At 41.2% G+C, this 26,441-nt stretch carries 25 protein-coding genes and 1 other RNA gene; 19 read left to right on the plus strand and 7 right to left on the minus strand.

Translation table 11 applies throughout. The annotated features are described in order from the left end of the window. Positions 1–708: a GntR family transcriptional regulator gene (locus PW252_RS01970; RefSeq protein ID WP_248050162.1), complete on the minus strand. Its 708-nt coding sequence runs from the start codon at positions 706–708 to the stop codon at positions 1–3. Between the two features lie 194 nt (positions 709–902). Here PW252_RS01970 and PW252_RS01975 point away from each other — a divergent pair, with 194 nt between their 5' ends. The 3 genes from PW252_RS01975 to PW252_RS01985 all read left to right on the plus strand — a co-directional run bounded on the left by PW252_RS01975 (position 903) and on the right by PW252_RS01985 (position 4,725). Beyond that, positions 903–1,694: an endonuclease/exonuclease/phosphatase family protein gene (locus PW252_RS01975; protein WP_248050161.1), complete on the plus strand. Its 792-nt coding sequence runs from the start codon at positions 903–905 to the stop codon at positions 1,692–1,694. 36 nt (positions 1,695–1,730) lie between these two features. Then, positions 1,731–3,899, plus strand: a complete 2,169-nt coding sequence (locus PW252_RS01980; protein ID WP_248050160.1) for a PTS transporter subunit IIBC — start codon at positions 1,731–1,733, stop codon at positions 3,897–3,899. Positions 3,900–4,008: 109 nt separating this feature from the next. Then, a complete protein-coding gene (locus tag PW252_RS01985) occupies positions 4,009–4,725 on the plus strand; it encodes a YebC/PmpR family DNA-binding transcriptional regulator (protein WP_248050159.1) in 717 nt (238 codons plus the stop codon). 327 nt (positions 4,726–5,052) lie between these two features. Here PW252_RS01985 and PW252_RS01990 read toward each other — a convergent pair whose 3' ends face one another. Then, on the minus strand, positions 5,053–5,268 hold the full coding sequence (locus PW252_RS01990) for a helix-turn-helix domain-containing protein (RefSeq protein WP_248050156.1): 216 nt from the start codon (positions 5,266–5,268) through the stop codon (positions 5,053–5,055). 1 nt (position 5,269) lies between these two features. Beyond that, positions 5,270–5,794: a hypothetical protein gene (locus PW252_RS01995; RefSeq protein ID WP_248050153.1), complete on the minus strand. Its 525-nt coding sequence runs from the start codon at positions 5,792–5,794 to the stop codon at positions 5,270–5,272. 232 nt (positions 5,795–6,026) lie between these two features. Here PW252_RS01995 and PW252_RS02000 point away from each other — a divergent pair, with 232 nt between their 5' ends. The 8 genes from PW252_RS02000 (at position 6,027) to PW252_RS02035 (ending at position 15,334) form a co-directional block, all read left to right on the plus strand. Continuing rightward, complete coding sequence (locus PW252_RS02000; protein WP_248050150.1) at positions 6,027–6,875, plus strand: SAM hydrolase/SAM-dependent halogenase family protein; 849 nt, start codon at positions 6,027–6,029, stop codon at positions 6,873–6,875. Between the two features lie 20 nt (positions 6,876–6,895). Further along, positions 6,896–7,441 (plus strand): ECF-type riboflavin transporter substrate-binding protein, encoded by a 546-nt coding sequence (locus PW252_RS02005; RefSeq protein ID WP_248033440.1) that lies wholly within the window; start codon positions 6,896–6,898, stop codon positions 7,439–7,441. A gap of 156 nt (positions 7,442–7,597) precedes the next feature. Then, positions 7,598–8,524 carry a hypothetical protein gene (locus PW252_RS02010; protein ID WP_248050149.1) on the plus strand — a complete coding sequence of 309 codons (927 nt, stop codon included), beginning with the start codon at positions 7,598–7,600 and terminating at the stop codon, positions 8,522–8,524. 113 nt (positions 8,525–8,637) lie between these two features. Then, positions 8,638–9,618 carry an oxygen-dependent tRNA uridine(34) hydroxylase TrhO gene (trhO, locus tag PW252_RS02015; protein WP_248050147.1) on the plus strand — a complete coding sequence of 327 codons (981 nt, stop codon included), beginning with the start codon at positions 8,638–8,640 and terminating at the stop codon, positions 9,616–9,618. 88 nt (positions 9,619–9,706) lie between these two features. Then, entirely contained in the window at positions 9,707–11,413 is a 1,707-nt protein-coding gene (locus PW252_RS02020; protein ID WP_248050144.1) for an McrB family protein, read from the plus strand. Beyond that, a complete protein-coding gene (locus PW252_RS02025; RefSeq protein WP_248050142.1) occupies positions 11,397–12,716 on the plus strand; it encodes a 5-methylcytosine restriction system specificity protein McrC in 1,320 nt (439 codons plus the stop codon). Before PW252_RS02020 ends, PW252_RS02025 begins: the two co-directional genes overlap by 17 nt. Before the next feature lie 114 nt (positions 12,717–12,830). Then, a complete protein-coding gene (locus PW252_RS02030; protein ID WP_248050141.1) occupies positions 12,831–14,504 on the plus strand; it encodes an ABC transporter ATP-binding protein in 1,674 nt (557 codons plus the stop codon). Further along, positions 14,501–15,334 carry an energy-coupling factor transporter transmembrane component T family protein gene (locus PW252_RS02035; RefSeq protein WP_248050139.1) on the plus strand — a complete coding sequence of 278 codons (834 nt, stop codon included), beginning with the start codon at positions 14,501–14,503 and terminating at the stop codon, positions 15,332–15,334. Before PW252_RS02030 ends, PW252_RS02035 begins: the two co-directional genes overlap by 4 nt. A 28-nt stretch (positions 15,335–15,362) precedes the next feature. Here the strand turns inward: PW252_RS02035 and rsmG are convergent, their stop codons facing one another. From rsmG to recU, 3 genes are all read right to left on the minus strand, one after another. Then, complete coding sequence (rsmG, locus tag PW252_RS02040) at positions 15,363–16,076, minus strand: 16S rRNA (guanine(527)-N(7))-methyltransferase RsmG (RefSeq protein WP_248050137.1); 714 nt, start codon at positions 16,074–16,076, stop codon at positions 15,363–15,365. A gap of 99 nt (positions 16,077–16,175) precedes the next feature. Next, positions 16,176–18,419 (minus strand): penicillin-binding protein PBP1A, encoded by a 2,244-nt coding sequence (gene pbp1a / locus PW252_RS02045; protein WP_248050134.1) that lies wholly within the window; start codon positions 18,417–18,419, stop codon positions 16,176–16,178. Next, the gene (recU, locus tag PW252_RS02050; RefSeq protein WP_248050131.1) at positions 18,400–19,017 is read right to left on the minus strand and encodes a Holliday junction resolvase RecU; all 618 of its coding nucleotides are present in this window, start codon (positions 19,015–19,017) and stop codon (positions 18,400–18,402) included. Before recU ends, pbp1a begins: the two co-directional genes overlap by 20 nt. Positions 19,018–19,082: 65 nt before the next feature. Here recU and PW252_RS02055 point away from each other — a divergent pair, with 65 nt between their 5' ends. The 5 genes from PW252_RS02055 to PW252_RS02075 all read left to right on the plus strand — a co-directional run bounded on the left by PW252_RS02055 (position 19,083) and on the right by PW252_RS02075 (position 23,072). After that, complete coding sequence (locus PW252_RS02055) at positions 19,083–19,622, plus strand: SLOG family protein (RefSeq protein WP_248050128.1); 540 nt, start codon at positions 19,083–19,085, stop codon at positions 19,620–19,622. Positions 19,623–19,692: 70 nt separating this feature from the next. Then, positions 19,693–20,019, plus strand: a complete 327-nt coding sequence (gpsB, locus tag PW252_RS02060) for a cell division regulator GpsB (protein WP_248050127.1) — start codon at positions 19,693–19,695, stop codon at positions 20,017–20,019. Positions 20,020–20,039: 20 nt separating this feature from the next. Next, positions 20,040–20,403, plus strand: an RNA gene (rnpB, locus tag PW252_RS02065) — RNase P RNA component class B. 53 nt (positions 20,404–20,456) lie between these two features. Next, positions 20,457–21,620 (plus strand): THUMP domain-containing class I SAM-dependent RNA methyltransferase, encoded by a 1,164-nt coding sequence (locus PW252_RS02070; RefSeq protein WP_248050126.1) that lies wholly within the window; start codon positions 20,457–20,459, stop codon positions 21,618–21,620. A 12-nt stretch (positions 21,621–21,632) separates the two neighbouring features. Further along, the gene (locus PW252_RS02075; protein ID WP_248050125.1) at positions 21,633–23,072 is read left to right on the plus strand and encodes a cell division site-positioning protein MapZ family protein; all 1,440 of its coding nucleotides are present in this window, start codon (positions 21,633–21,635) and stop codon (positions 23,070–23,072) included. Positions 23,073–23,118: 46 nt separating this feature from the next. On the opposite strand, the gene PW252_RS02080 is transcribed toward PW252_RS02075, so the two are convergent. Then, complete coding sequence (locus tag PW252_RS02080; protein ID WP_172054340.1) at positions 23,119–23,601, minus strand: S-ribosylhomocysteine lyase; 483 nt, start codon at positions 23,599–23,601, stop codon at positions 23,119–23,121. A gap of 128 nt (positions 23,602–23,729) precedes the next feature. On the opposite strand from PW252_RS02080, the gene PW252_RS02085 reads away from it, so the two are divergent. From PW252_RS02085 to rpoZ, 3 genes are all read left to right on the plus strand, one after another. Further along, positions 23,730–25,343, plus strand: a complete 1,614-nt coding sequence (locus PW252_RS02085) for a ribonuclease Y (protein ID WP_248050124.1) — start codon at positions 23,730–23,732, stop codon at positions 25,341–25,343. A 119-nt stretch (positions 25,344–25,462) separates the two neighbouring features. Further along, the gene (gene gmk, locus PW252_RS02090) at positions 25,463–26,083 is read left to right on the plus strand and encodes a guanylate kinase (protein WP_043025413.1); all 621 of its coding nucleotides are present in this window, start codon (positions 25,463–25,465) and stop codon (positions 26,081–26,083) included. A gap of 32 nt (positions 26,084–26,115) precedes the next feature. Next, positions 26,116–26,430, plus strand: a complete 315-nt coding sequence (gene rpoZ / locus PW252_RS02095) for a DNA-directed RNA polymerase subunit omega (RefSeq protein WP_004195201.1) — start codon at positions 26,116–26,118, stop codon at positions 26,428–26,430. Positions 26,431–26,441 lie beyond the last annotated feature (11 nt).

A 26,441-nucleotide genomic window follows, 5' to 3' on the forward strand; every position in this document is an offset into this window, starting at 1 on the left:
TTATCGTTTGGCCATAGATACAAAGGTGACCTTGTCTGGTCGGTAGGTAATGGTGCCGTACTGAAAAGGACGGCCGTCTGCCAGATAGGTGGTACTAGTGACGGAAACCACCATGTCGTAGTCAGCCAGATCAAGCAAGGATTTTTCTTCCTCCGTCGCAAAGCGGAAGGAAATTTCTCGGCGGGAATGGGAAATTTCTAAGCCAAGGTCGTTTTCCAAATATTGATAAATGGAGCTTTCAGCGATTTCCTTGCTGAGATAGGGAACGATCCTGCGGTCAAAGTAGGAAATCTCATACTCTAATCGCTCACCGTCGATAGTCCGAACGCGACTGACACGGTAGAGATCCGTTTTTTCATCCACTTCCAATTCCTTCATGATCTCTGGCTGACCTTGGACAATATAGAGGTTGGTCAATTCGGTCTGGACTTGATGATGGGCAGAGCGGTTGAGTTCACTGACGGTCTTCAATTCGGACACAAATGGTTTTCGAACGAGGTTATGGTCCAAAATAATCGAGTTTCGTCCCTGACGTTTTTGGATATAGCCATCCATCTCCAAGAGAGATAGGGCCTTACGAATGGTATCCTTGGAAAAGGAGTAAATCTCCATCAGTTCATTTTCTGTAGGCATCTCTTGATTGGCCTGCCAGATATTTTGTTCAATTTTTTCCTTGATGTCAGCATAGACTTTTTTGTATTTACTCATTGGGTTAACTTCCTAGTGTGCTATTTACCGTTAGTATATCATAAAAAATGCCAAAGGTCAGTATTCTAAGTCTAGACAACTTTTACGGAAAACTTACAAAATTATTCCGTAAAACTATTGACACTTGAAAACGTTTACGTTATAATAAGACTACAAGTTGAATACGTTTTACGAAGTAAATAGAAAGGAGCGACATGAAGTTACTAACAGTCAATGTTCATGCCTGGCTAGAAGAGGACCAGCATGAGAAATTGGATATTTTAGCTCAGACCATTGCCCAAAAGCAATACGATGTGATTGCTCTTCAGGAAGTCAATCAGCTGATGACAAGTTCCTTGGTGACCAAGGACTTACGCCAAGACAATTATGGTTTGGTTTTGCTTGAAAAACTGAAAGATCTTGGTGTGACAGGCTATTCTTATTTCTGGTCCAATTCCCATATTGGTTACGATAGGTACGATGAAGGAATTGCCTTCTTGACCAAACTACCTGTCTATGAAGTGGATGCCTTCTATTGCAGTCAGAACAAAGAATTGACATCAATCCTTTCTCGCAAGATTATAGGATTGACGGTGGCATATGGGAATGAGTTGATAGATTTGTATTCCTGTCATATCAATCTTCCTGACAGTAAAGAAGAAAATCAGTTGGAGAATATCCGCTCGATTGTGGAACGGACAAGTTCGGACCGCTTGAAAATTCTAATGGGAGATTTCAATACGGATGCCCTGTCAAATCCACAAGCCTATCAAGCAATCAAGGACTTAGGTTTATATGATAGTTATGATTTGGCTGAGAAAAAGGATAGGGGAATCACCGTTGAAAAAGCCATTGATGGGTGGGCAGGTCATAGTCAGGAAAAACGTCTGGACTATGTGTTCTTAAATCAGAAAAGACAGGTTCAATCCAGTCGTGTGATTTTCAATGGAGATAATCTTCCCATTATTTCAGACCACTTTGGTGTGGAAGTTAACATTAGTATTTAAAGGTCAACTGACCAAGAAAAAATTTAGGAGAAACATATGAAAAAATTTCTTAGTTTCGAATTTTGGCAAAAATTCGGTAAATGTTTGATGGTCGTGATCGCCGTTATGCCGGCGGCAGGTCTCATGGTTTCTATCGGAAACTCGATTCCACTAATCAGTCCAGAATCAGAATTGCTCATTCGTATTGGGAATATCATTGCCCAAATCGGTTGGGGGATTATCGGAAACCTCCACTTGCTCTTTGCCTTGGCAATCGGTGGTAGCTGGGCTAAAGAGAAAGCTGGTGGTGCCTTCTCTGCTGGTCTTGCCTTCATCTTGATTAACTTGATAACAGGTCACTTCTTTGGTGTAACGACTGATATGTTGGCTGATGCGACTGCGACTGTTAGCACAGTCTTTGGGACTCAAATTCCAGTATCTGGCTACTTTGTCAATATCCTTGGTCAGCCTGCTTTGAACATGGGTGTCTTTGTAGGGATTATTGCTGGTTTTGTTGGTGCGACTGCTTACAACAAATACTACAACTATCGCAAGTTGCCAGATGTATTGACCTTCTTTAACGGAAAACGCTTTGTGCCGTTTGTAGTCATCTATCGTTCTGTTCTTGTAGCGCTTGGTTTGGCAATCTTCTGGCCTCTTGTACAAACTGGTATTAACAGTTTTGGTAAATGGATTGCAACCTCACAAGACACCGCTCCTATTGTAGCTCCATTCGTTTATGGTACCTTGGAACGTTTGCTTCTTCCATTTGGTCTTCACCACATGTTGACCATTCCAATGAACTATACATCACTTGGTGGTACCTATGACATCTTGACAGGTGCACAAGCAGGTACACAAGTATTTGGCCAAGATCCACTCTGGTTGGCTTGGATTACAGACTTGATTAACCTCAAGGATGCTGGTGATTTGACTCAGTACAATGACTTGCTTGCTAATGTAACGCCTGCTCGCTTTAAAGTAGGTCAAATGATTGGTTCCTCTGGTATTCTCATGGGCTTGACCCTTGCTATGTACCGCAACGTTGATGAGGATAAGAAGAAAAAATATCGTGGTATGTTCCTTTCATCTGCTGCAGCCGTCTTTTTGACAGGTGTAACAGAACCAATTGAGTTTATGTTCATGTTTGCAGCAATGCCACTCTATGTAGTCTATGCATTTGTACAAGGTGCAGCATTTGCCATGGCCGATATTGTCAATTTGCGTATGCACTCATTTGGTAATATCGAATTCCTTACACGTACACCGATGGCGATTAAAGCCGGTATTGGTATGGACGTTGTCAACTTTATCTGGGTAACAGCCCTCTTTGCGGTTGGTATGTACTTCATTGCCAACTTCATGATTCAAAAATTCAACCTAGCAACTTCTGGACGCAATGGTAACTATGATACAGAAACAACGGATGTGGTTTCAAACTCAAACGTAGATACTGCGGATGCCAATTCACAAGTGGTTCAAATCATCAACTTGCTTGGTGGTCGTGATAATATCGCAGATGTGGATGCTTGTATGACTCGTCTTCGCGTAAGTGTCAAAGATGTGGCACAGGTTGGAGATGAAAATGCTTGGAAACAGGCTGGTGCTATGGGCTTGATTATCAAGGACTCAGGTGTTCAAGCAGTCTACGGACCAAAAGCAGATGTTCTCAAATCGGACATTCAAGACTTACTAGAATCAGGCGTAGCTATTCCTCGTACGGAAATTGTTGCAAGTGAAACAGTAGTTGAGGAAGCACAATTCAAGGGTGTGACCGAGGCAGTTTATGCTGTTGCTGAAGGTCAAGCCATTGCCATCACAGAAGTGAAAGATCCAGTCTTCTCACAAAAAATGATGGGCGACGGTTATGCAGTTGAGCCTAGCTCCGGCAATGTTTACGCACCAGTTTCAGGTATTGTCACCAGTGTCTTCCCAACCAAACACGCTGTCGGTATTTTGTCTGACAAGGGTGTAGAAGTTTTAGTTCACGTTGGTTTAGACACAGTTGCACTAAACGGGGCTCCATTCTCGGCTAAGGTAACAGACGGTCAACGTGTTGAAGCAGGGGATTTGCTCCTTGTTGCAGACCTTGAAGCCATTCGCTCAGCAGGACGTGAAACAACCATCGTCGTTGCCTTCACAAACACAGCAGAAATCAAATCTGTCGGCCTTGAAAATCTTGGACAGGTCAGTCAAGATAGCCAAGTTGCGACAGTTGAGTTGTAAAAAGTAAAAGACAAGTTCATCAGAGCTTGTCTTTTGCCTTTGAAAATCTTCTCAATCCTTGCCATTTATGGTATAATAAAGCGATTTTATAAAATGTAGGAGGTTCCCCATGGGACGTAAATGGGCCAATATTGTAGCCAAGAAAACCGCAAAAGACGGTGCTAACTCAAAAGTTTACGCCAAATTTGGTGTTGAAATCTATGTAGCAGCGAAAAAGGGTGACCCAGATCCAGAAACAAACTCAGCGCTGAAATTTGTTATCGACCGTGCTAAGCAAGCGCAGGTTCCAAAACACATCATTGACAAGGCCATTGACAAGGCAAAAGGAAACACAGACGAAACTTTCGTAGAAGGTCGTTACGAAGGCTTTGGACCAAACGGTTCTATGATTATCGTTGATACCTTGACATCAAATGTAAACCGTACGGCAGCTAACGTGCGCTCTGCTTTTGGTAAAAATGGCGGTAACATGGGTGCGTCTGGTTCCGTATCATTCATGTTTGATAAAAAAGGCGTAGTTGTCTTTGCTGGTGATGATGCAGATGCCATCTTCGAATTGCTTCTTGAAGCAGATGTGGAAGTCGATGACGTAGAAGCAGAAGACGGCACAATCACTGTTTATACAGCACCAACTGATTTGCACAAGGCAATCGTGGCACTTAAGGAATCAGGTATTGAAGAGTTTAACGTTACTGAACTTGAAATGCTCCCACAATCAGAAGTATCACTTGACGGGGACGACCTGGCAACATTTGAAAAACTCTACGACGCCCTCGAAGACGACGAAGATGTACAAAAAATCTACACGAATGTAGATGGGTTTTAATATAAAAAAAGTGCTGGTAGCACTTTTTTTATATTAAAAGGTTGGAGATTGGAACTGCCGGTAGGCAGTTTTCTTTATGCTCAAAAGTCCGGGGGACAGTCATTTTTATTAAAAGGTTGGAAATGAGAACCAGCGGAAGCTGGTTTTCTTTTTATCGAGAAATCTACTAGCACTTTTTTTATATTAAAAGGTTGGAGATTGGAACTGCCGGCAGGCAGTTTTCTTTATACTCAAAAGTCCGGGGGACAGTCATTTTTATTAAAAGGTTGGAAATGAGAACCAGCGGAAGCTGGTTTTCTTTGAAGCCTTAAATCTAGGAGAACTCTATCACTCTTCATCATCCACATATTCCAAAATATCCCCTGGTTGGCAGTCTAGGATGCGGCAGATGTTCATCAAGGTATTAAAACGAATACCTTTTGCCTTGCCTGTCTTGAGAATGGACAGATTGGCTTCGGTGATGCCAACTTGCTCTGCTAGGTCCTTGGAAGTCATTTGTCGGTCTTTGAGGACTTTGTCTAAGTTTACGCGAATCATTTCCATATCAGATAAACTCACTGTTCTCAGTTGCTAATTGTTGCCCCTTTTGTATTAAGGTCCAGACAAAATAAGTTGCGAAGAGGAAGAGGGCATTGAGGATGAAATCTGACCAACGCAGATTGAGGAAGTTGGTTGGTCCAGTAGCATTTGTCAAGGCAATCAAGCTGGTTAGGCAAAATTGTCCAGCAGTCAAGACGAGCAAACTGATGAAGAGTTTCTGATAAAGTTCCAGACTAGCTGAAGCGAAATAATCTTCTTCCAGAAGCAATTTACATAACTTTTGAAGCAAGTGAGCAATGTGACTGAGTACCGCCAAGATGATTAAGATTAATCCACTTGTTAAAAGGATGAGCCAAACACTAATCTGGTCAATGGGTTTGTTAAAGGTGTATTCCCAAGAGCCTATCACAAATGAGTCGCCTCTGAAACCAGCCAGGCTAAAGAAAATATTGCCTGCAATTAATAAATAGAAGAAGAAACGAACACAACCAGCTAATAGTCCAGTTGTTTTGAGTAGATTGGTTTTCATAGCAAACCTCCGATTATTATTGTTTTATGATAATATTATCTGTAAAATTATTATAAAACAATAATTTTTGAAATGCAAGCGTTTTTTTAAAAAATTTATTTTTTGTGTGACTGAGAAAGTTTGTAGTATTATCTAGTTATAATAGATAACTATAACCATCCCTAGAAAATAGCTATTTGAAAGCTTGTAGCTTTTCTGATATGATAGAACAGTATCATTTTTAGGAGGAGCTATGTCAAATAATTTACTTGTTTTACAATCGGACTTTGGTCTAGTAGATGGTGCCGTGTCAGCTATGATTGGTGTGGCTCTTCAGGAGTCACGTGACCTAGTTGTTCACAACCTGACCCACGATATTACACCTTACAATATTTTCGAAGGCTCTTACCGTCTTTTTCAGACAGTTGAATATTGGCCAGAAGGCACGACATTTGTATCTGTTGTTGATCCAGGAGTAGGCTCTAAGCGTAAAAGTGTGGTGGCTTTGACGGAACAAAAACACTATATCGTTACCCCGGATAACGGAACGCTTTCTTTCATCAAGAAACATGTGGGCATTAAGGCTGTTCGTGAAATTTCAGAAGTGGCCAATCGCCGTGCCAATACGGAGCATTCCTATACTTTCCATGGTCGTGATGTTTATGCATACACAGGTGCAAAATTAGCCTCAGGTCATATCAGTTTTGAAGAAGTTGGACCAGAGTTGCAGGTGGCAGATATTGTTGAAATTCCAACCGTTCCGACAGAAGTTGGACAAGACTTTGTCAAAGGAGCTATCGACATCTTGGATGTTCGCTTTGGTTCACTATGGACCTCAATCACGCGTGAGGAATTTTATACCTTGAAGCCGCAATTTGAGGACCGTTTTGAAGTGACCATCTACAACAACGACATGTTGGTCTACCAAAACCAAGTGACCTATGGCAAGTCTTTTGCGGATGTCCGCATCGGTCAACCCCTGCTCTATATCAATTCACTCTATCGAGTGGGCTTGGCCATTAACCAAGGATCCTTTGCCAAGGCCTATAATGTCGGTGTCGGTCAAAACTGGCATATCGAAATCAAACGCATTAGTAATTAAAGAAAATGAAGGAGAATTTTATGAAAAATAATTCTATCAAAACTGTCGTAGCTACCGGTATCGGTGCTGCCCTCTTTGTTGTCATTGGCTTGCTAATCAACATTCCTACTTTTGTTCCAAATACTTCAATTCAGCTCCAATACGCTGTTCAGGCACTTTTGTCAGTTGTATTTGGTCCAGTAGTTGGCTTTTTAGTAGGTTTTATTGGCCATACGCTTAAAGATTCGTTGACATACGGACCTTGGTGGTCATGGATTTTAGCCTCAGGAGTAGTAGGATTGGTTATTGGCTTTGCAAAAAATCGTCTTCGTGTTAAGGAAGGGATTTTTGAAGGAAAAGATATTGTAGTTTTCAATATCTTCCAAGTAGTTGCTAATGTTATTGCCTGGGGAATTATCGCTCCAGTATTGGATATTGTTATCTATAGTGAAGCAGCAAATAAGGTATTCACTCAGGGCTTGGTAGCTGGAGTTGTCAATAGTATTACAATAGCCATTGCTGGTACTATTCTTCTTGGAGTTTATGCTCGTTCGCAAACGAAAACAGGTAGTTTGTCAAAAGATTAAGAACTTTCACGAACAGGACTATCAAAAATAGAATAAAAACCGAATGTTACTATCAACCTAGAAATTTTCTAGGTTGATTTTTTTGAGAAAGATATTGACAGTATGATATAATAAAATAAAAGAATAGAAATTATCAGATGAAGGGAGGGGTGATGTATGGCTTGGACAGAAGAAAATCTAACTCCCCTTATTCATTCTATTCTCAATCCAGGCGAGGAGATTTTAACCATTTATCAGTCTGGAACGACAGATTCTATATATATATGTGTTTTGTGGAATACGATTTATTACAAGGTCTTTCGCATCAGTAATCATCCATCTACCTCAAGCTACAAACAACCCACCTTCTATGATTTTCATGGGGAATTTTACATGAAGGGGGCTATTCGAAACTACCTCTATCAAGAGGGAAGTTGGTATGTCTTGACCAAACAAGGCTACTACTTGCTACAATTTTTTCAGAAAGCTTGGGATGCTAAGCAGGATATTTTCGCTAGTTGGCATAAGGGCAGGTTACAGGTTCGTTTACTCATTGAGGAAGAAGAGGCTAGCTGTTTGGTCCACTATCGTTTTCCTGATAATCAGGCTAGGGAGGTGGAACGTCTTTTGGCATCAGGTTTATTGACTGCCACCTATCTTTCTCGTTCTTCTCTCAAAATACGGATTAGCCGATTTGTAGCTCCCTATATAGAGGTTATCCGGCAAAGCCGTCTTTACAGCAAGAAACCAAGTAAATCCATGCTTCAGTGGGAAAAATATCAATCCCAGCTCATTGAACTCCAAAGGACTTATCGCTTGGTTGAGGATAGACCACCGTCGACTTTTGTTGAAAAATGGCTGAGCTTACTACAAACCTATCTCTGCTCTGCTATTGTCACCTACTGGAAAGAGATGATTAAAGATGTAGAATGGCAAGAGAAGGAGGCAGTGGAAGTGCCGAAAAAAAGGGATAAGCAGACCGATCCCATAGAGGATAAGTGGAAGAAAAATATTGCCAAGCGCCATAAGCGACAGGTGGACCAGCTTATTGGTGATGATGCCTTGGAAAAATTAAAACAACTCAAATCTGAATTGGAAGAGTAATTTCCAGTTCAGATTTTTGTTTTTTAGTCTTGTAAGCGGTATAATGGTTGTTGACTTTTTATGAGAAATGTCAGAAATCTATCATCTATTGCAAAGATTGAGAAGGAGAAATCATGTCAAAAGACATTCGTGTATTGTTATACTACAAGTATGTTCCAATTGAAAATGCCAAGGAGTATGCTGCTGAGCACTTGGCTTTCTGTAAGTCTATCGGACTAAAAGGACGTATTTTGATTGCTGATGAGGGAATCAACGGTACTGTTTCTGGTGACTATGAAACAACTCAAAAGTACATGGACTACGTTCATGCTAATCCACTCTTCAGCGATTTGTGGTTTAAGATTGATGAAGAAAATGAGCAAGCTTTCAAGAAAATGTTTGTTCGTTATAAAAAAGAAATTGTTCATCTTGGTTTGGAAGACAACGACTTTGACAACGATATTGACCCACTCGTGACAACAGGTGCCTACCTATCACCAAAAGAGTTCAAAGAGGCTCTCTTGGATGAAGATACAGTTGTTTTGGATACCCGTAACGACTACGAGTACGACCTAGGTCACTTCCGCGGAGCTATCCGCCCAGATATCCGCAACTTCCGTGAGTTGCCGCAATGGGTTCGTGATAACAAAGAAAAATTCATGGACAAGCGCGTGGTGGTTTACTGTACTGGTGGTGTTCGCTGTGAGAAATTCTCAGGCTGGATGGTTCGTGAAGGCTACAAGGATGTCGGTCAGCTGCACGGTGGTATCGCAACCTATGGTAAAGACCCAGAAGTACGTGGTGAATTGTGGGATGGTAAGATGTACGTCTTTGACGAGCGTATCGCGGTCGATGTTAACCATGTAGACCCAGTTGTCGTTGGTAAGGACTGGTTCGATGGCACACCATGTGAGCGCTATGTCAACTGTGGCAATCCATTCTGTAACCGCCGTATCTTGACCTCAGAAGAAAATGAACACAAGTATGTCCGTGGCTGTTCAGCGGAATGCCGTGCCCATGAGCGCAACCGTTACATCTCAGAAAACGGTTTGACTCGCCAAGAATGGTCAGAGCGTTTGGAAGTGATTGGTGAAGAGTTACCAGTATTTGTATAATATATAATAGATAAGAAGTTCCTGCTATGATATAATGACATAGTAGGAACTTTTTTTGTAAGAAAGATAGATGAAAGGAAGAAATGAGATGGATAACGAAATTGTATTGCGAAATGAGAAGAGAGCCCGAACTTTTTATTTTGTCGGAAGCAAACTTGGAGAGAAAGATTACCTTGAAGAATTCAAACAAAAGGGGAAGTGGGAGCTAGGTTGGAGAGGAAATGAGGATAGTGAACAGTATCAAAAGATGTACAAAATATTGAAGACAATGCAACCAGGTGATATCTTATTTGCAAAGACTTCATATACTAGAAAGAAAAAATTACCGTTTGAAATAAAAGATGAGATGACGGTCTCAGTAATGAACATTCGTGGAATGGGAAAAGTTAAGGAAGTTTTGGATGATGGTCATACGGTGATTGTGGAGTGGGAAAAAAGTTATGTAGAACGTGAATGGTATTTTTTTACAGGACAAGAGACTATTTGGGTACCTTCTACTATTAAAAATCGTGAAGAAGAAACAAGGCAATTAGTTGACTTTGCAATCAGTCAAGAGAGAAAGGAACAAGATTATCATTATTTTTTCAATCATCCTAGCTGGAGCAAATATAAAGGTGAAACGATGAAGAAAGACAATATTTTCGAGTACAAACATATATTGGAAATCTCCCACAACCTCATCCTCCGTGGGGCACCTGGTACAGGAAAAACCTATCTTGCCAAGCAAATTGCAGAGGAGTTAACGGGTGGGGATCCAGAACAGATTGGCTTTGTTCAATTTCACCCTTCCTATGATTACACCGATTTTGTGGAAGGTTTAAGACCTGTCAAAGATGATTCAGGAGAGATCAAGTTTGACATCAAACCTGGAATTTTCAAAGAATTTTGTCAAAAGGCTATTGCTTCCTCAAAAATTGGAGGACAGGACAATTTTGATGAGGCTTGGGAAAGTTACCTAGAATTTATTAATTCCTCTGAAAAGAAAGAATATGTAACGGAGACATCTTATCTAACTGTAAATAGCAGACAAAATCTAACAATAAACTATGATAGCGGTACATCTGGTAGTACTTTACCAAGGCGCTATGTTTATGAATTATATAAAAATAAAAATTATGATAAACAAAAATATTATAGAAGTTCCGGTCGGACTGTGTTAGCTGCTTTAAAACAAAAATTCGGTCTAAAACCCTATCAAGCGCCTGAAGATATTCAATCTGACAAAAAATTCGTCTTCATCATCGATGAAATCAACCGTGGGGAGATTTCTAAGATTTTTGGAGAGTTGTTCTATGCTATTGATCCTGGTTATCGTGGCAAGAAGGGAGAAATTTCGACTCAGTATGCCAATATGCATGAAGGGGAAGAAAAGTTCTATATTCCGGAAAATGTCTATATCATTGGTACCATGAATGATATTGACCGTTCGGTGGATAGTTTTGATTTTGCCATGCGACGACGTTTTCGCTTTGTGGAAATAACCGCTGCAGAAAGTTTAGGTATGTGGGAGAATCAGTTGGATGCTAGTGAGATTGGCGAAGCCAGCCGCCGTTTGACAAGTTTGAATAATGCTATTGAAAATGTGGCGGATCTCAACCGAAACTACCATATCGGACCATCATACTTTTTAGTTTTACCTCAACTAGACTATGATTATGACCTGTTTTGGAAGGATTATATACAGCCTTTATTGGAGGAATACCTGCGTGGTAGCTACCAAGAAGCAGAAGTGTTAGAAGGGTTGAAAGCTGCTTTTGATAAACTAGAGGATACAGGTTATGTGGATAAAGGATAACCAACGAGGAATTTCTAAAACTACCTTTAAAGATAAGTACCCCCAATTGACAGAACAGTTGGTAGATAGAAGTTTGGATTTTTTATCAAAAGAACACGGTCTGTTCTTATTTCCAACTAGCTGGCAAGAAATTTCGGATCTTGAAAAATCCGATAAAGTATTTGAGACGGTTGATGATACTTTGCGAACTGGGAATGTCATTGGATTTATTGGATGTGGTCCAGAAAGAGTGACGATTCATTCTCGCTTTGCTCAAAATGATACTGAAGATTATTTTTTACATTATATGTTGCAAAAAGTTCTCCACCTGAATGTGACCAACTTGGAAACCTCACTTTCGCTTGAGCAACAATTTTATCAGCTTTACATTTACCTGTTTCCCTCATTTCTTCAAGCGGCAATGAGAAAAGGCCTCTACAAAGAGTACCGTCGATTTCAATATCATGATGCGAACATGAAAGGTACCTTGGACGTCGCCCGTCAACTGAAGAATAGTATACCGTTTGAGGGCAGGATTGCCTACAACATCAGAGAGTTTTCTTTTGATAATAATCTGATGCAATTGATACGGCATACCATTGAGTTTATCAAGTCTCATCCCTTATCACGTTCAGTTGAATTATTTCAATCAAAAGATAGAGAGAATGTTGAGGCAGTCATTCGAGCAACACCAAGTTACCAATTTGCTGACAGGAACTACATAATCTACCAAAACCAGCTTACACCGGTTCGTCATGCATATTTTCATGAATACAGATCCTTACAAAAACTCTGTCTCATGATTTTAAGGGGTCAAATGCATGGTATTGGTCAAAGTGAACAGAAGATCCATGGCATTCTATTTGATGTGGCCTGGCTCTGGGAAGAATACCTGGCGCAACTGTTGGGGGAAGAGTTTCATCATCCGAGAAATAAAGCTAAAAGTGGCAGTTTTTCCATGTTTCAAAGAGGAAATGGGCGGATATACCCAGACTTTGTTGCTGTATCAGATCGGTCAATTGTTGCGGATGCTAAGTATAAACCGCTCGAAAATATTAACGGAGCGGACTACCTGCAGTTAGTTGCCTATATGTATCGATTTAATGCTCAACAAGGCTTTTATCTCTTTCCTTATGCTGGAAAAAATGAAGAGAATAAGCGATATGAATTGTTAGAAGGTATCGGTCAGAAACGAAGTGAGCCTGTTACTGTTGAAAAAGTAGGGTTGGTCATTCCTCAAGAAACATCTTCTTTTAAAGAGTTTTGCCAGCAGATAGAAAGTAATGAGCAAGCTTTTTTGAAATCTTTTGTAGAAAAAAGCTGAGTGAGAGGTGAAGAACTTTGAGATGATTTTTCTCATCGTTCGTCATAGCTCATGGATTGAGAGAAAGGGAGAATTCTTCCTTTTTTTCATGCTGGTTTCTGATATAATAGGAATATGAAAAAAGTCATCGAATTCAAGAATTTTTCTTTTACATACAATGCGCAGACGGATGCGACCTTACATGGTATTGATTTGACCATCTATGAAGGAGAGAAGGTGTTGATTATTGGACCATCTGGTTCAGGCAAGTCCACTCTCGGTCAGGTATTGAATGGGATTATCCCTGCCATTCATAAGGGAACCCATTCTGGAGATTTCAAGTTGATGGGGCAGTCTGCTTTCGACCAGTCCATTTACCAAAAATCTCTCTTGGTCAGCACTGTCTTGCAGGATACGGATGGTCAGTTTATTGGGCTTTCTGTTGCTGAAGATTTGGCATTTGCGTTGGAAAATGATATGGAACCTTTGGCGACTATGAAAGCTCGAGTTCATGATTGGGCAGAACGCTTGGAACTAAAAGAATTGCTCAGCCATCGTCCTCAGGATCTTTCGGGAGGTCAGAAGCAACGGGTCAGCCTAGCAGGGGTCTTGATTGATGAAAGTCCTATTTTGTTATTCGATGAACCTCTGGCCAATTTAGATCCCAAATCTGGACAAGATACCATTGACTTGATTGATCGTTTGCATGCACAAGAGGGAACAACGACCATCATCATTGAACACCGCTTGGAAGATGTCCTTTATCGACAGGTAGATAGGATTGTACTGATAAACGAAGGGCGGATTTTGTTCAATGGTCATCCAGATCAGCTTTTGCAGTCAAGTCTATTAAGAGAAAATGGTATTCGAGAGCCACTCTATATTTCTACCTTACGAAGCTTAGGTTATCCAATTGAAAGATCTGACAACCTCTCTTCAGTCTGGGAACTTGAACTAGGTTCGTTAGAAGTTGGTAAACTTCCTCATGTGAATGTAGGAGAAGAGGAAAAGGATGTCTTACTTGAAACTCGTAATTTGCAATTCGCTTACTCTGATAAAACCATTCTCTCAGGCATTGATTTAAATATTTATAAGGGTGAACGCCTGGCCATCGTCGGAAAAAATGGGGCTGGGAAATCCACTTTGGCCAAGGCCTTGTGTGCCTTTATTCAACCTGATGGGGAGATATTGTGGCAAGGTAAATCTATCAAGGACGATTCTGTCAAGGAGAGAGCGGAGCGCATTGGTTACGTCCTTCAGAATCCTAATCAGATGATTAGTCAGACCATGATATTTGACGAAGTAGCCCTTGGCTTGCGAATGAGGGGAGTGGCGGAAGAAGAAATTGAGGCTAGGGTCTTCAAGATTTTAGAAGTTTGCGGTTTGTACCAGTACCGTAAGTGGCCTATTTCAGCCCTGTCCTACGGTCAGAAGAAGAGGGTGACCATTGCCTCTATCTTGGTGCTTAATCCAGAGATTATTCTTTTGGATGAACCAACGGCTGGGCAGGACCACCGTCATTACCAGGAGATGATGGATTTCTTGGACCAACTAAATGCTCAAGGACATACCATTGTGATGATTACTCACGATATGCAGTTGATGTTGGATTATTCAGATAGGGCTATTGTTGTGGTGGATGGACAGATTATCGAAGATGCTAGTCCAGCAGAAATCTTGTCAAATAGCCAGGTCATTGAAGAAGCCAATTTGAAGGAAACATCTATATTCCACTTGGCAGAACGCTTGGCAGTAAACCCGTTGGAATTGACCATGTTCTATATGCAGGAAGAAAGGAGGGGGCAATGAGCCAACAACATCTAATTGGTTACCATAAAGGAAGAGGCATCATTTATGATTTGTCTGCTGTTACCAAGCTCTTGTTTTTTCTGATCGTGACTATTCTTGCCATGGTGACCTACGATACCCGTTTGATTGCCTTTATAGCTCTTTTTTCGCTGGCCTTATTTAAACTATCCGGTATTCGTTATAAGGATGTGTCCCTTGTTCTGCTGTTTACAATTGTTTTTGCCCTCTTAAATGCCTTGATGGTTCATCTGTTTGCACCAAGGTACGGAGTAGAGCTCTATGGGGCTGAAACGGTTATCCTTTCTGGTTTTGGTTCCTATTCCTTGACTAGTCAGCAGCTTTTTTATCTGTTTAACTTACTCTTGAAGTATTTTTGTACAGTGCCTCTGGCTCTTGTCTTTTTGATGACAACCCATCCGAGCCAGTTTGCTTCAAGCTTAAATCAGATTGGGGTATCCTATAAGGTAGCCTATGCGGTTAGTTTGACCATGCGTTATATCCCAGATATTCAGGAGGAGTTTTATACTATTCGGATGTCCCAGGAAGCGCGTGGTTTGGAGCTATCTAAGAAAGGTAAGTTAATGGACCGTATTAAGGGCAATCTAGCTCTGGTTATTCCCTTGATTTTTGGTTCCTTAGAGCGAATTGATACCGTTTCAACAGCCATGGAATTGCGTCGTTTCGGGAAAAATAAAAAAAGAACCTGGTATAGCTACCAAGCCTTGCAAAGTATTGATTATCTAGTTCTAGCCCTTATTTTAGTGCTTATTCTCATTACAATAGGACTTTTATTTGTGAATGGTGGACGTTTTTACAACCCGTGGAAATAGAGAAAAGGAGTTTCGCATGAAACTCCTTTTACAGTGGTCGTTTATTTGGCATACCAGCCTTCCTTGGAAACTTATTGGGAGTTTCCTTTTTCTTTTCCACAATGGTTAGTGTGCGTGGATCGCCGTTTGGCAATTGATAGTCAACGTTTTCAATGACCTTACCAAAAAGGAGGGTCAGGGCGTTCTTAGCTTGAGCCAATTCGTCCTCAGCGCTAGAGGCTTTGAGGGCAATGAGTTTGCCATTGAGTTTTAAATACGGAATGGTTAGCTCAGATAAGATTTGCATGCGTGCAACTGCCCGAGCGGTGACAAGGTCAAATTGAGCACGAAATTGCTTATCTTGGGCAAAATCTTCAGCCCGCCCATGATAGAAATGAACATTATCCAAACCCAATTCCTCAGCCAATAGATGCAAAAAATTAATCCGTTTGTTGAGAGAGTCGATGATGGTCACATCTAATTGAGGATAGATGATTTTCATGGGAAGACTTGGAAAACCAGCTCCAGCTCCTATGTCTAATAAGCGAAGGGGTTCGTTTTGGATATGGCCTTGAAGAATTGGAGCGATAGAGTCATAAAAATGTTTGAGATAGACTTCGCTTTCCTCAGTGATGGCTGTTAAATTGATCTTCTCATTCCATTCCACTAACAGTTGAAAATAGCGCTGGAATTGTTGTTTCTGTGTGTCAGTTAGTTGAATGCCTTGGTCAGACAAGGTCTTGTAAAATACTTCAGGTTTCATAGATTTATCTTACCATAAATTGTTGAAATTGTGGAGAGTTGGGCTAGAGTTATCGGGGATAGAGAAAGAGGTAAGACTTGGGGCCTAACCTCTTTCTGTTTATTGTCCATCCGTTTGCTCAGAGGATGTTGTAGTAGCAGCTGGTGTTGAAGCTGTTGTGGTTTCAGCGCCGCTAGCGCTAGCTTCAACTGCAGTAGTTTCTGTAGTGTTTGCAGAGCTCGCAGTTTCCGTAGTGGTGCTTTGAACACTCTGTTCACTTGTTGTTTCAGTGTAGCTCGAACTTGGCGTTGTTGAGCTACTGCTTGTATTGTAGTTGTTGTTACTGTTGTAGCTATTATTGTAACTATTGTAAGCATTGTTTAGCGAACGGCTACCTCTCAAATAGTAGTTTGAACCGTATCGTACAAGTCCACTTGGCACTTCCCACTCGCTAGCAGTATAGTCAGAATGCATATAGGCCATCATATGGTGATAAACGTCGGTGGCAATTCTCATACCATTATCTAGGATAGGGGTCATACGATTGGTATAGCCAGTCCAAACAGCCATAGCATATTGGCTAGAATAGCCGACGAAGTTCTCATCTGGTACAACCATATAGCTGTAGTTTGCTTCAGGGATGGAAGCTAGGATAGTATCTGTTTCGCTATCGGTATAGTTGGACGTACCTGTTTTACCTGCCATTGGGATACCGCTGACGGTAGCGTTATAACCGTATCCGTAGGTCAATACCGATTTCATCAAATCTGTCATCATATAGGCTGTTTCTTCCGTCATAACACGCGTGCCTTGAGGAGCATACTCAGAAACGGTTCCGTCGCTGAAGACGATTTTATTGACATATTGAGGAGCATAATAAGTTCCGCCGTTGGCGAAGGCAGCATAGGCTGCAGCCATTTTCTCAGAACTTGCACCATACTGACGACCTGTATCGGAAGTGTTACTAGAAATCGCATTTGAGTAGTGCATTTCTGGATAATTAATGCCGATACTGTTCAAGAATGCCAGAGAGTTTTCTAGTCCAGTTGCTTCAAGAGCCTTGACTGCCGTAACGTTACGTGAATACTGAACAGCTGTCTTGATTGAAATGGATCCGTAGAATTGCTTGTCCCAGTTATTGACCGGGATAGTTGTGCCAGGGAAATTGTAAGGTCCATCGACGATAATGTCAGCCGTTGAAGTGTAGATGCCATGTTCATAAGCAGGAGCATAGTCGGTAATGGGTTTCATGGTCGAACCAAAGTCACGGTTGGTTTCAACAGCCTGGTTGGTACCAAAGGAAACGTTACTTGCTTGATGGCGGCCACCCAACTGTGCGACAACCTTACCATTTGAAACATCAACAACCGTAGAGGCTACCTGCATCAAGTCGTCAGGATAGGCAACATACATATCCGTATTGTAGATATCCCACAATTGCTGTTGTGCAGCAGGATCCACGTTTGTATAGACATCCATACCGGTAGTCAATAAGTTGTAGCCTGTTTTTGCTTCTACTTCTTCAATGACTTGCTTGAGGTAGTTGTCCATGTAAGCAGGATAAGCTGTTTCATTAGTTAGGGCCTGTAGACCATCTGTGACAGGAGTAAGTACTGCCTGCTCGTACTGGGCATTATCGATGTACTTTTCTTCCAACATTTCAGCCAGTACCAAGTCCCGCCGTGTTTTAGCGTCCTCTGGATTGGTGTAAGGGTCATATTGGTTAGGAGCTTGCGGCATACCTGCTAATAAGGCTAGTTGAGCCAGGCTTAAGTCCTTTAAGTCCTTCCCATAATATGCCTTAGAAGCAGTTTTCATACCATAGTTCCCGTTGGCCATAAAGACCTTGTTGACATAGTAGGTCAAGATTTCTTGCTTAGTCTTGTCTTTTTCCAGTTGGGTTGCTAACCAGGCTTCTTGGATTTTCCGTTTGATGTTTTGGTCCTCGGAAGAAGTTGAGAAGTAGGTCAGTTTGATGAACTGTTGGTCTAGGGTTGAACCACCTTGTAAGCGTCCACCTGTCAGGTTGTTAACCAAAGAACCAGCGATACGGATAACATCCACACCTCGATGGTTGAAGAAACGCTGATCTTCAATCGCAACGATGGCATTGACCAAATCAGTCGGAATTTCTTCAGTTTTGGCGCTAGAACGCTTTTCTGCTCCCAGGTCAGCAATCAGACTTCCGTTTTTGTCATAAATCTTACTGGATACTGTGGCTGTCAAACTTTCTTCGGTTAGCTTGGGAGCTGTTACTATCCAGTAACCTACCAAGAGTGAACCGACTAGAAAGGTAAGAATAAAGCCAGCTAATAAGACGTTTGCAACTACTAGGAGAGTTTTTTTAATACTTGTAGTTTTCAAAAGAGTCACCACCTAATAAATTTTTTTCAACCACTTCCAGATAGGGTACGCTTGGAAAGCGTCCCATTTGAATCTCAAAGCCAAATTGTCGAATGAAAGAGAGAGGCATGGATTTGCTTCCCTTATCTACTTGGTAGAATTCAATCAAGTGAACGGCAGGTAAGAGATAGGTTTCTTTTAGCGTTGAAAAGTGAAGAAGAACAAAGCATACGCCACCCTGCTTTACAACCTGTTTCATGTGTTCAATCTGATGCTCATGAAAATTCTTCATAGGCATAGATGCTTTTTGTCGTGTTTCCTTGGCCTCAAAATCGATATAATGTTTCCTGAAAACCCCTGAGTAATCCGTTGTAGATGCCTGTCGAAAATAGGCCTCTACAATTTTCGCACGGCTTCTCTTCGGATAATCAACCTTTACAATCTGCACAGGAGTCGGTTTCTTGTGGATAACCGCAATCTCGTGAGCTAGGTAGTACAGATTGCTATCGTTGATAGCAGATTCAAAGGACATCCCTCGATTTGCGAAGCTAATTTTTTGAGATGAAACAGAATTGGTTCTATTGATTTTTTTAGCTATCTTATGAGGATAATTGACCATAGAACTCCTTCTTGATAAAATAATATCAGCATATTATACCACAATTAGTGAAAAGAGTACAAGGAATGGATACTAAGAGCCTTTTGATAACAGGTTACAAGCATACAGATGTAGGTGTTTTTACGGACAAGGATCCACGGTTAGCTATTATAAAGTTGGCTATCAAGAAGGATCTTGTTCGATTTTTGGAGGATGGAGTGACCTGGTTTGTCCTAACAGGTCAATTAGGATTTGAATATTGGGCATTGGAAGTTTTAGAGGAACTGCGTTCAGAAGGTTATGAGTTTCAAATAGCATCTATTTTCATGTTTGAAAACCATGGAGAACATTGGAATGAAGGTAATCAGCTGAAATTGCAACGCTTCAAACAGGTTGATTTCATTAAGTATGCCTATCCTCGTTATGAAAATCCTGGTCAGTTTAAAGATTACAATAAATTTTTAGTGGATAATACTGACGGAATCTATCTGTTTTACGATTCTGAAAATGAAACTAATTTGAAATATTTGTATCATCAAGTCTTAAAAAAAGAGGAGTATGATAGAAAAACGCTTACCTTTGAACAACTGAATGAGGTGGCAGAAAATTTTTCAAATTCTGAGTGATTTGACTTGATTTTTCCCTATTTTTTTTAATATAATAGGACTAGTGATGTTTTAGATATGGGAGAGAGAAATGGCAAGTATTAAATTTACAACTAAAGATATTTTTGAACAAGATTTTAAAGTCGGTTTCCGTGGCTACGATCAAGACGAAGTCAATGACTTTTTAGATGAAATCATGAAGGATTATGATGCCTACGAAGCTATTATCAAGGAGTTAAAAGGCGAGATTGCTCGTTTGAAAGCTCAGGTAGCAAATGCTCCTAAAGTAACAGCCGTTGAAGAAGTGAAAGATGTTCTTCCGACAGAACGTCCGTCATCAGCTACAAACTTTGATATTCTTCGTCGTTTAAATCGTTTGGAGAAAGAAGTTTTCGGCAAACAAATTGTTCAAGACTAATAATATAGGAATTGCGTGCAATTTTTGGATAATCGCGTGGTAGATTTCTACCATGAGGAAAGTCCATGCTAGCACTGGCTGCGATGCCGGTAGTGTTTGTGCTAGGCGAATCAATAAGCCTAGGGACGTTGGTAACGTTACGGCGGTTAAAATGGCTACGTCATCAGATATGCCAAAGTAGACCTGAAAGTGCCACAGTGACGAAGTTTTTATGGAAACGTAAAAAATGGAACGCGGTAAACCCCTCAAGCTAGCAACCCAAACTTTGGTCGGGGCATGGGATGGATGGAATTGAACTGAAATCCTGACTGTGAAAACAGTAGACAGATGATTATCGAAGGTGGTAGAACCTAGTACCACTGGAACAAAACATGGCTTACAGAAAATTGCATAAATAGGTAGCTAGCTTTGCTAGCTTTTATTTTAGAAGGAAAAAAATGAAAAAACAGTTTGAATTGATTGCGACCGCTGCAGCTGGCTTAGAGGCAGTTGTTGGTCGTGAAATTCGCAATCTCGGCTATGAGTGCCAGGTGGAAAATGGTCGTGTACGATTCGAGGGTGATGTGAAGGCGATTATCGAAACCAATCTCTGGCTACGTTCGGCGGACAGGATAAAAATTATTGTTGGTCAATTTCCAGCAAGAACCTTTGAAGAGCTCTTCCAAGGAGTTTTTGGTTTGGATTGGGAGAATTATCTGCCTTTGGGATGCAAGTTTCCAATTTCCAAGGCCAAGTGTGTTAAATCCAAGTTACACAATGAGCCGAGTGTACAGGCTATTTCGAAAAAAGCAGTTGTTAAGAAATTACAAAAACACTTCTCTCGTCCAGAGGGAGTGCCACTTCAGGAAGTTGGGGCAGAGTTCAAGATTGAAGTGTCTATCTTGAAGGATGTGGCAACAATCATGATCGATACGACTGGTTCTAGTTTGTTCAAGCGTGGCTATCGGGTGGAAAAAGGTGGAGCACCGATCAAGGAGAACATGGCAGCGGCCATTTTACAGTTATCCAACTGGTATCCTGATAAACCCTTGATTGATCCTACCTGTGGTTCAGGGACATTTTGTATTGAGGCGGCCATGCTGGCCAAAAATATGGCTCCTGGCTTGAAACGTAGCTTTGCTTTTGAAGAATGGCCATGGGTTGATGACCAGTTAGTGGCAGATCTACGAAAAGAGGCTCAGGCTGCTATTAAATCAGATTTGGTCTTGGATATTGCGGGGTCAGACATCGATGCTCGTATGGTTGAAATTGCCAAGAAAAATGCTTTTGCTGCTGGTGTTGACCAAGATATTGTGTTTAAACAGATGCGAGTTCAGGATCTGCGGACGGATAAAATCAATGGTGTGATCATTTCAAACCCTCCTTATGGTGAACGCTTGTTGGATGACGACGCAATCATCATGTTGTATCGTGAAATGGGGCAAACCTTTGAGCCCTTAAAAACCTGGTCTAAGTTTATTTTGACCAGTGACGAGCAATTCGAGAAGCGTTTTGGTAGTCAGGCTGATAAAAAGAGAAAATTATATAATGGTACCTTAAAAGTAGATTTGTATCAATTTTTTGGTCAACGTGTCAAGCGTCAAATGCTAGAAGAGAAATAATAGGAGGATATCGTGGAAGAAAATAAGAATAAGCTACCCTTGGAAAATGAGAAAGTTTTGGATTTTGAAGTAGCTAAGGATTTAACCATTGCAGAAGCCGTAAAGAAACATAAGGAAATCGAAGCAGGTGTGACGGAGGATGATGGTCTTTTAGATCGTTATATCAAGCAACATCGGACAGAGATTGAGTCGCAGAAATTTGAAACCAAGGTCAATCATTTGCCACTGGTAGAACCTACTGGCGATGAGGAAGAAACGAATGTTCAGACAGCTAGTCTTTCGACGGCTGTGACTGATGAGATTCTTGCAGTTGGCAAGGATGTGACTGAGCAGGTAGAAGTACCGACTGCTCCTTTGGAAGAAACAATTATTGCAGGTGCGGCAGTGGTTGACAGTATAGCGACTGTTTCCCAAGAACAAGAGGAAGACGATGATTGGGGTCAGGCAGAGGAAGCAGAGAAGGATAGAAAGAAAAAAATCTATTTTTGGTCAGCTTTAGCAGCTCTTTTTGTCACTATCCTCGCAACAGCTTTCATGTGGTTGAACTCAGTAAATAAATCGACCACAGAAACAGCTAGTAGTTCAAGTACTAGCCAAACGTCGACTTCTGCTAACAGCTCGGCAGATGCTAACAGTCTAGCCTTTGAACAACTCTATGCTAGCTTCTTTACAGATAGTAGTTTGACAAAATTGAAGAATTCTGAGTTTGGTAAATTGGCGGAGTTGAAGGCCCTCTTGGACAAGATGGACAAAAATTCAGATAGTCATAAAAAAGCCAAGGAACAGTACGATAACCTTGAAAAAGCCATTGCTGCTATTCAGGCAATCAATGGGCAATTTGATAAAGAAGTCATCGTAAATGGTGAAATTGATACCACTGCCACTGTTAAAGCAGATGTCAGTCTTTCTGCTACTAACACTGGTATTAGCTCAGTGGATAGCTTGTTGGCTTCTGTGGTCAATTTTGGGCGTTCTCAACAGGAAGTTGCTGCTAGCTCTACCGAAGCAGTTGCTGCTCCAGCTGAAAACTCTCAGGCTGATTCGACAATAGCAGAAACCACTGCTCCGGCCTCAACCGAGAGTGCGGTAGTCAGTGATGGCGTTGCTGGTTCTATTAGTGGAGCAGCAACTATTTACGGAATCCCTGTACCAGAAGGGGTAGTTCTACAGCGTGATCGCAGCCGTGTTCCTTACAATCAAGCCATGATTGACGATGTTAATAACGAAGCTTGGACATTCAACCCTGGTATACTAGAAAATATTGTAGCTATTTCTCAACAGCGTGGTTATATCACAGGCAACCAATATATCTTGGAAAAAGTGAACATCATTAACGGAAATGGTTATTACAATATGTTTACACCGGATGGTAGCTATCTCTTCTCGATTAACTGTAAGACAGGTTACTTTGTTGGTAATGGCTCAGGTCATTCAGATGCCTTGGATTATTAAGCAAAACAAAAAAGCGGTTGACCCGCTTTTTTTATACCCTATTTTCTTAAATTGTCTTTCTTTCAAAGGCATCGCTTGAAATACCTTGTGAAACAATCAATTTTGCCCACTCTTTAGCAGAATGTAGGCTGTGGTCCTTGTAGTTTCCACAGGATTCAATGGTTGTTCCAGGAACATCCTCCCAAGTAATTCCATCTGCGATCTCTTCCAAACTCGCTTTGATGACTTGAGCAATTTCTGCTGGATCTTGCTTGCCCCACATAATCATGTGAAAACCAGTTCTGCATCCAAATGGTGAGCAATCAATCAGACCGTCAATACGCTGACGGATGAGTTTGGCCAAGAGATGCTCGATAGTATGCAGACCAGCTGTATCCATGGCATTTTCGTTGGGCTGAATTAGACGGATATCAAAGTTTGTGATAATATCCCCTTTTGGACCAACTTCTTCTGAAATCAAGCGGACATAAGGAGCCTTTACAATAGTGTGGTCTAATTCAAAACTTTCAACGGTAACTTCTTTTTTCATTTGTTCCTCCAAACTATGTGATGAATTTATTATAACATATTTGTTAATTTGGAATTGTGAAATCGGTTCAATTATGGTAAAATAGATACAGATTTTGTGAAAATCGAATTTAAAAAAGAGGTAGAAATATGGAAATCATTACACTTGTAGTGACTTTTGTTTCTGCTCTCATTGGTTTAGTAATTGGCTACTTTGCCATTTCTTTGAAGATGAAATCTGCAAAAGAAACTGCAGAATTAACCCTTTTAAATGCAGAACAAGAAGCTAGTAATGTTCGTGGTCATGCGGAAGAAGCAGCAGAAGCTATTTTAAGAACAGCTGAACGTGACCGCCAGACCTTGAAAAAAGAATTACTCTTGGAAGCTAAGGAGGAGGCTCGTAAGTACCGAGAAGAAATCGCAGAAGAATTTAAGTCAGAGCGTCAAGAATTGAAACAAATTGAAGTGCGTTTGACCGAACGTGCCAGCAATTTGGATCGAAAAGATGACAATTTGACGACTAAAGAAAAGACTTTGGAGCAAAAAGAACAAAGTCTAACGGATAAATCTAAACACATTGATGAGCGTGAGCAAGAAGTTGCTAAATTGGAAGAGCAAAAGGCTCTAGAATTAGAACGCGTGGCAGCACTCAGTCAGGAAGAAGCGAAAGATATTATCCTGACAGATACACGCGATAAGTTGACACATGAGATTGCAACTCAAATCCGAGATGCAGAGCGTGAGGTCAAAGAACGTTCGGATAAGATGGCCAAGGACTTGTTGGCCCAGGCTATGCAACGGATTTCAGGTGAATATGTAGCTGAGCAGACCATTACATCTGTTCATCTACCAGATGATGCCATGAAAGGTCGTATTATCGGACGTGAAGGTCGTAATATTCGTACCTTTGAAAGTTTGACCGGTATCGATGTTATCATTGATGATACGCCGGAAGTGGTTGTCCTATCAGGTTTTGACCCTATTCGTCGTGAGATTGCTCGTATGACTATGGAAACCTTACTTCAAGATGGTCGGATTCATCCGGCTCGTATTGAGGAGTTGGTTGAAAAACACCGTGTGGAAATGGACAATCGCATTCGTGAATATGGTGAGGCAGCTGCCTATGAAGTTGGTGCGCCTAACCTTCACCCAGATTTGATTAAGATTATGGGACGTTTGCATTTCCGTACATCTTATGGTCAAAATGTCCTCCGTCACTCGATTGAAGTGGCTAAATTGGCAGGTGTCCTCGCTGCGGAGTTGGGTGAAAATGTCAACCTGGCTCGCCGTGCAGGTTTCCTCCATGATGTTGGTAAGGCCATTGACCGTGAGGTTGATGGTAGCCACGTTGAAATTGGTACAGAGTTGGCTAAGAAGTACAAGGAACATCCGATTGTGGTCAACACTATCGCCAGTCACCATGGTGATGTCGAGGCTACAAGTACTATCGCAGTTATTGTAGCAGCAGCGGATGCCTTGAGTGCAGCTCGTCCAGGTTCTCGCCGTGAGTCTATGGAAGCCTATATCAAACGCCTACAAGACTTGGAAGAGATTGCTAATAGCTTCGATGGAATTAAACAATCATATGCTATTCAAGCAGGCCGTGAAGTACGGATTATTGTTCATCCAAATAGAATTTCAGATGATCAAATCACTATCTTGGCTCACGATGTCCGTGAAAAAATTGAGAATAACTTGGATTATCCAGGAAATATCAAGATCACTGTCATTCGAGAAACAAGAGCAACAGATATTGCTAAATAATGCAGAGGGAGCCCAGTCAGCTCCCTTTCTGTTTGAAAAAATATCCTGCTCATTTAAAATCAGTTGAAATTCCTAGGGAATTTTGTTACACTAGAATGAAAGATTTTAAAGGAGATATCATGAAAGAGCGAGGCTTACTCATCGTATTTTCCGGCCCGTCGGGAGTTGGGAAGGGAACTGTTCGAAAGGAAATTTTCGAGAGTTCGGATAATAAATTTGAATATTCTGTGTCCATGACGACACGTCCACAAAGACCTGGAGAGGTTGATGGGGTGGATTATTTCTTCCGTAGCCGTGAGGAGTTTGAAGATTTGATTCGTCAGGGTCAGATGTTGGAATATGCTGAGTATGTTGGCAACTACTATGGAACTCCTTTGACCTATGTCAATCAAACACTTGATAAGGGCATTGATGTTTTCTTGGAAATTGAAGTACAGGGAGCTCTTCAAGTCAAGAAAAAAGTTCCAGATGGAGTTTTCATCTTCTTGACGCCACCAGATTTAGAAGAATTGCAAGACCGCTTGGTTGGTCGTGGGACAGATAGTGAGGAAGTCATTGCACAACGTATCGAACGTGCCAAGGAAGAGATTGCCCTCATGCGTGAGTATGACTATGCAGTTGTCAATGATGAAGTTCCATTGGCAGCAGAACGTGTCAAACGAATTATCGAAGCAGAGCATTTCCGTGTCGATCGCGTAATCGGTCGTTATGATGAAATGATTCGTGATGTGAACAAGTAACAGAACCTTAACAGAAAGTAGAGAACAGAACTATGATGTTGAAACCATCTATCGATACCTTATTGGACAAGGTACCATCTAAGTATTCCTTGGTTATTCTTGAGGCAAAACGTGCCCATGAATTGGAAGCAGGTGCAAAGCCAACTCAAGAATTTACTTCCGTAAAGTCAACCCTTCGTGCCTTGGAAGAAATTGAATCAGGCAATGTGGTTATTCACCCAGATCCAGAAGCAAAACGTGAGGCAGTTCGTCGTCGTGCGGAAGAAGCGAAGCGTTTGGCAGAAGAGGAAGAGAAGAAAATCAAAGAACAAATCGCAAAAGAAAAAGAAGAAGGCGAAAAGATCTAATAGAAAACTCG

It is taken from the genome of Streptococcus sp. 29887 (assembly GCF_032595075.1).
Classification (GTDB): Bacteria; Bacillota; Bacilli; order Lactobacillales; family Streptococcaceae; genus Streptococcus; species Streptococcus iners.

Excerpts from the sequence above, each read along its gene's own strand:
- PW252_RS02020 (WP_248050144.1), top strand. The coding sequence starts at position 9,707 with ATGGATAACGAAATTGTATTGCGAAATGAGAAGAGAGCCCGAACTTTT.
- PW252_RS02005 (WP_248033440.1), top strand. The coding sequence starts at position 6,896 with ATGAAAAATAATTCTATCAAAACTGTCGTAGCTACCGGTATCGGTGCT.
- PW252_RS01985 (WP_248050159.1), top strand. The coding sequence starts at position 4,009 with ATGGGACGTAAATGGGCCAATATTGTAGCCAAGAAAACCGCAAAAGAC.
- PW252_RS02025 (WP_248050142.1), top strand. The coding sequence starts at position 11,397 with ATGTGGATAAAGGATAACCAACGAGGAATTTCTAAAACTACCTTTAAA.
- PW252_RS01980 (WP_248050160.1), top strand. The coding sequence starts at position 1,731 with ATGAAAAAATTTCTTAGTTTCGAATTTTGGCAAAAATTCGGTAAATGT.
- PW252_RS02080 (WP_172054340.1), bottom strand. The coding sequence starts at position 23,601 with ATGAAAAAAGAAGTTACCGTTGAAAGTTTTGAATTAGACCACACTATT.
- gmk (WP_043025413.1), top strand. The coding sequence starts at position 25,463 with ATGAAAGAGCGAGGCTTACTCATCGTATTTTCCGGCCCGTCGGGAGTT.
- PW252_RS02055 (WP_248050128.1), top strand. The coding sequence starts at position 19,083 with ATGGATACTAAGAGCCTTTTGATAACAGGTTACAAGCATACAGATGTA.
- PW252_RS01975 (WP_248050161.1), top strand. The coding sequence starts at position 903 with ATGAAGTTACTAACAGTCAATGTTCATGCCTGGCTAGAAGAGGACCAG.
- PW252_RS02085 (WP_248050124.1), top strand. The coding sequence starts at position 23,730 with ATGGAAATCATTACACTTGTAGTGACTTTTGTTTCTGCTCTCATTGGT.
- PW252_RS02010 (WP_248050149.1), top strand. The coding sequence starts at position 7,598 with ATGGCTTGGACAGAAGAAAATCTAACTCCCCTTATTCATTCTATTCTC.
- PW252_RS01990 (WP_248050156.1), bottom strand. The coding sequence starts at position 5,268 with ATGGAAATGATTCGCGTAAACTTAGACAAAGTCCTCAAAGACCGACAA.
- rpoZ (WP_004195201.1), top strand. The coding sequence starts at position 26,116 with ATGATGTTGAAACCATCTATCGATACCTTATTGGACAAGGTACCATCT.
- PW252_RS02000 (WP_248050150.1), top strand. The coding sequence starts at position 6,027 with ATGTCAAATAATTTACTTGTTTTACAATCGGACTTTGGTCTAGTAGAT.
- PW252_RS01970 (WP_248050162.1), bottom strand. The coding sequence starts at position 708 with ATGAGTAAATACAAAAAAGTCTATGCTGACATCAAGGAAAAAATTGAA.
- recU (WP_248050131.1), bottom strand. The coding sequence starts at position 19,017 with ATGGTCAATTATCCTCATAAGATAGCTAAAAAAATCAATAGAACCAAT.
- trhO (WP_248050147.1), top strand. The coding sequence starts at position 8,638 with ATGTCAAAAGACATTCGTGTATTGTTATACTACAAGTATGTTCCAATT.
- PW252_RS02035 (WP_248050139.1), top strand. The coding sequence starts at position 14,501 with ATGAGCCAACAACATCTAATTGGTTACCATAAAGGAAGAGGCATCATT.
- PW252_RS02030 (WP_248050141.1), top strand. The coding sequence starts at position 12,831 with ATGAAAAAAGTCATCGAATTCAAGAATTTTTCTTTTACATACAATGCG.
- PW252_RS01995 (WP_248050153.1), bottom strand. The coding sequence starts at position 5,794 with ATGAAAACCAATCTACTCAAAACAACTGGACTATTAGCTGGTTGTGTT.
- gpsB (WP_248050127.1), top strand. The coding sequence starts at position 19,693 with ATGGCAAGTATTAAATTTACAACTAAAGATATTTTTGAACAAGATTTT.
- rsmG (WP_248050137.1), bottom strand. The coding sequence starts at position 16,076 with ATGAAACCTGAAGTATTTTACAAGACCTTGTCTGACCAAGGCATTCAA.
- PW252_RS02070 (WP_248050126.1), top strand. The coding sequence starts at position 20,457 with ATGAAAAAACAGTTTGAATTGATTGCGACCGCTGCAGCTGGCTTAGAG.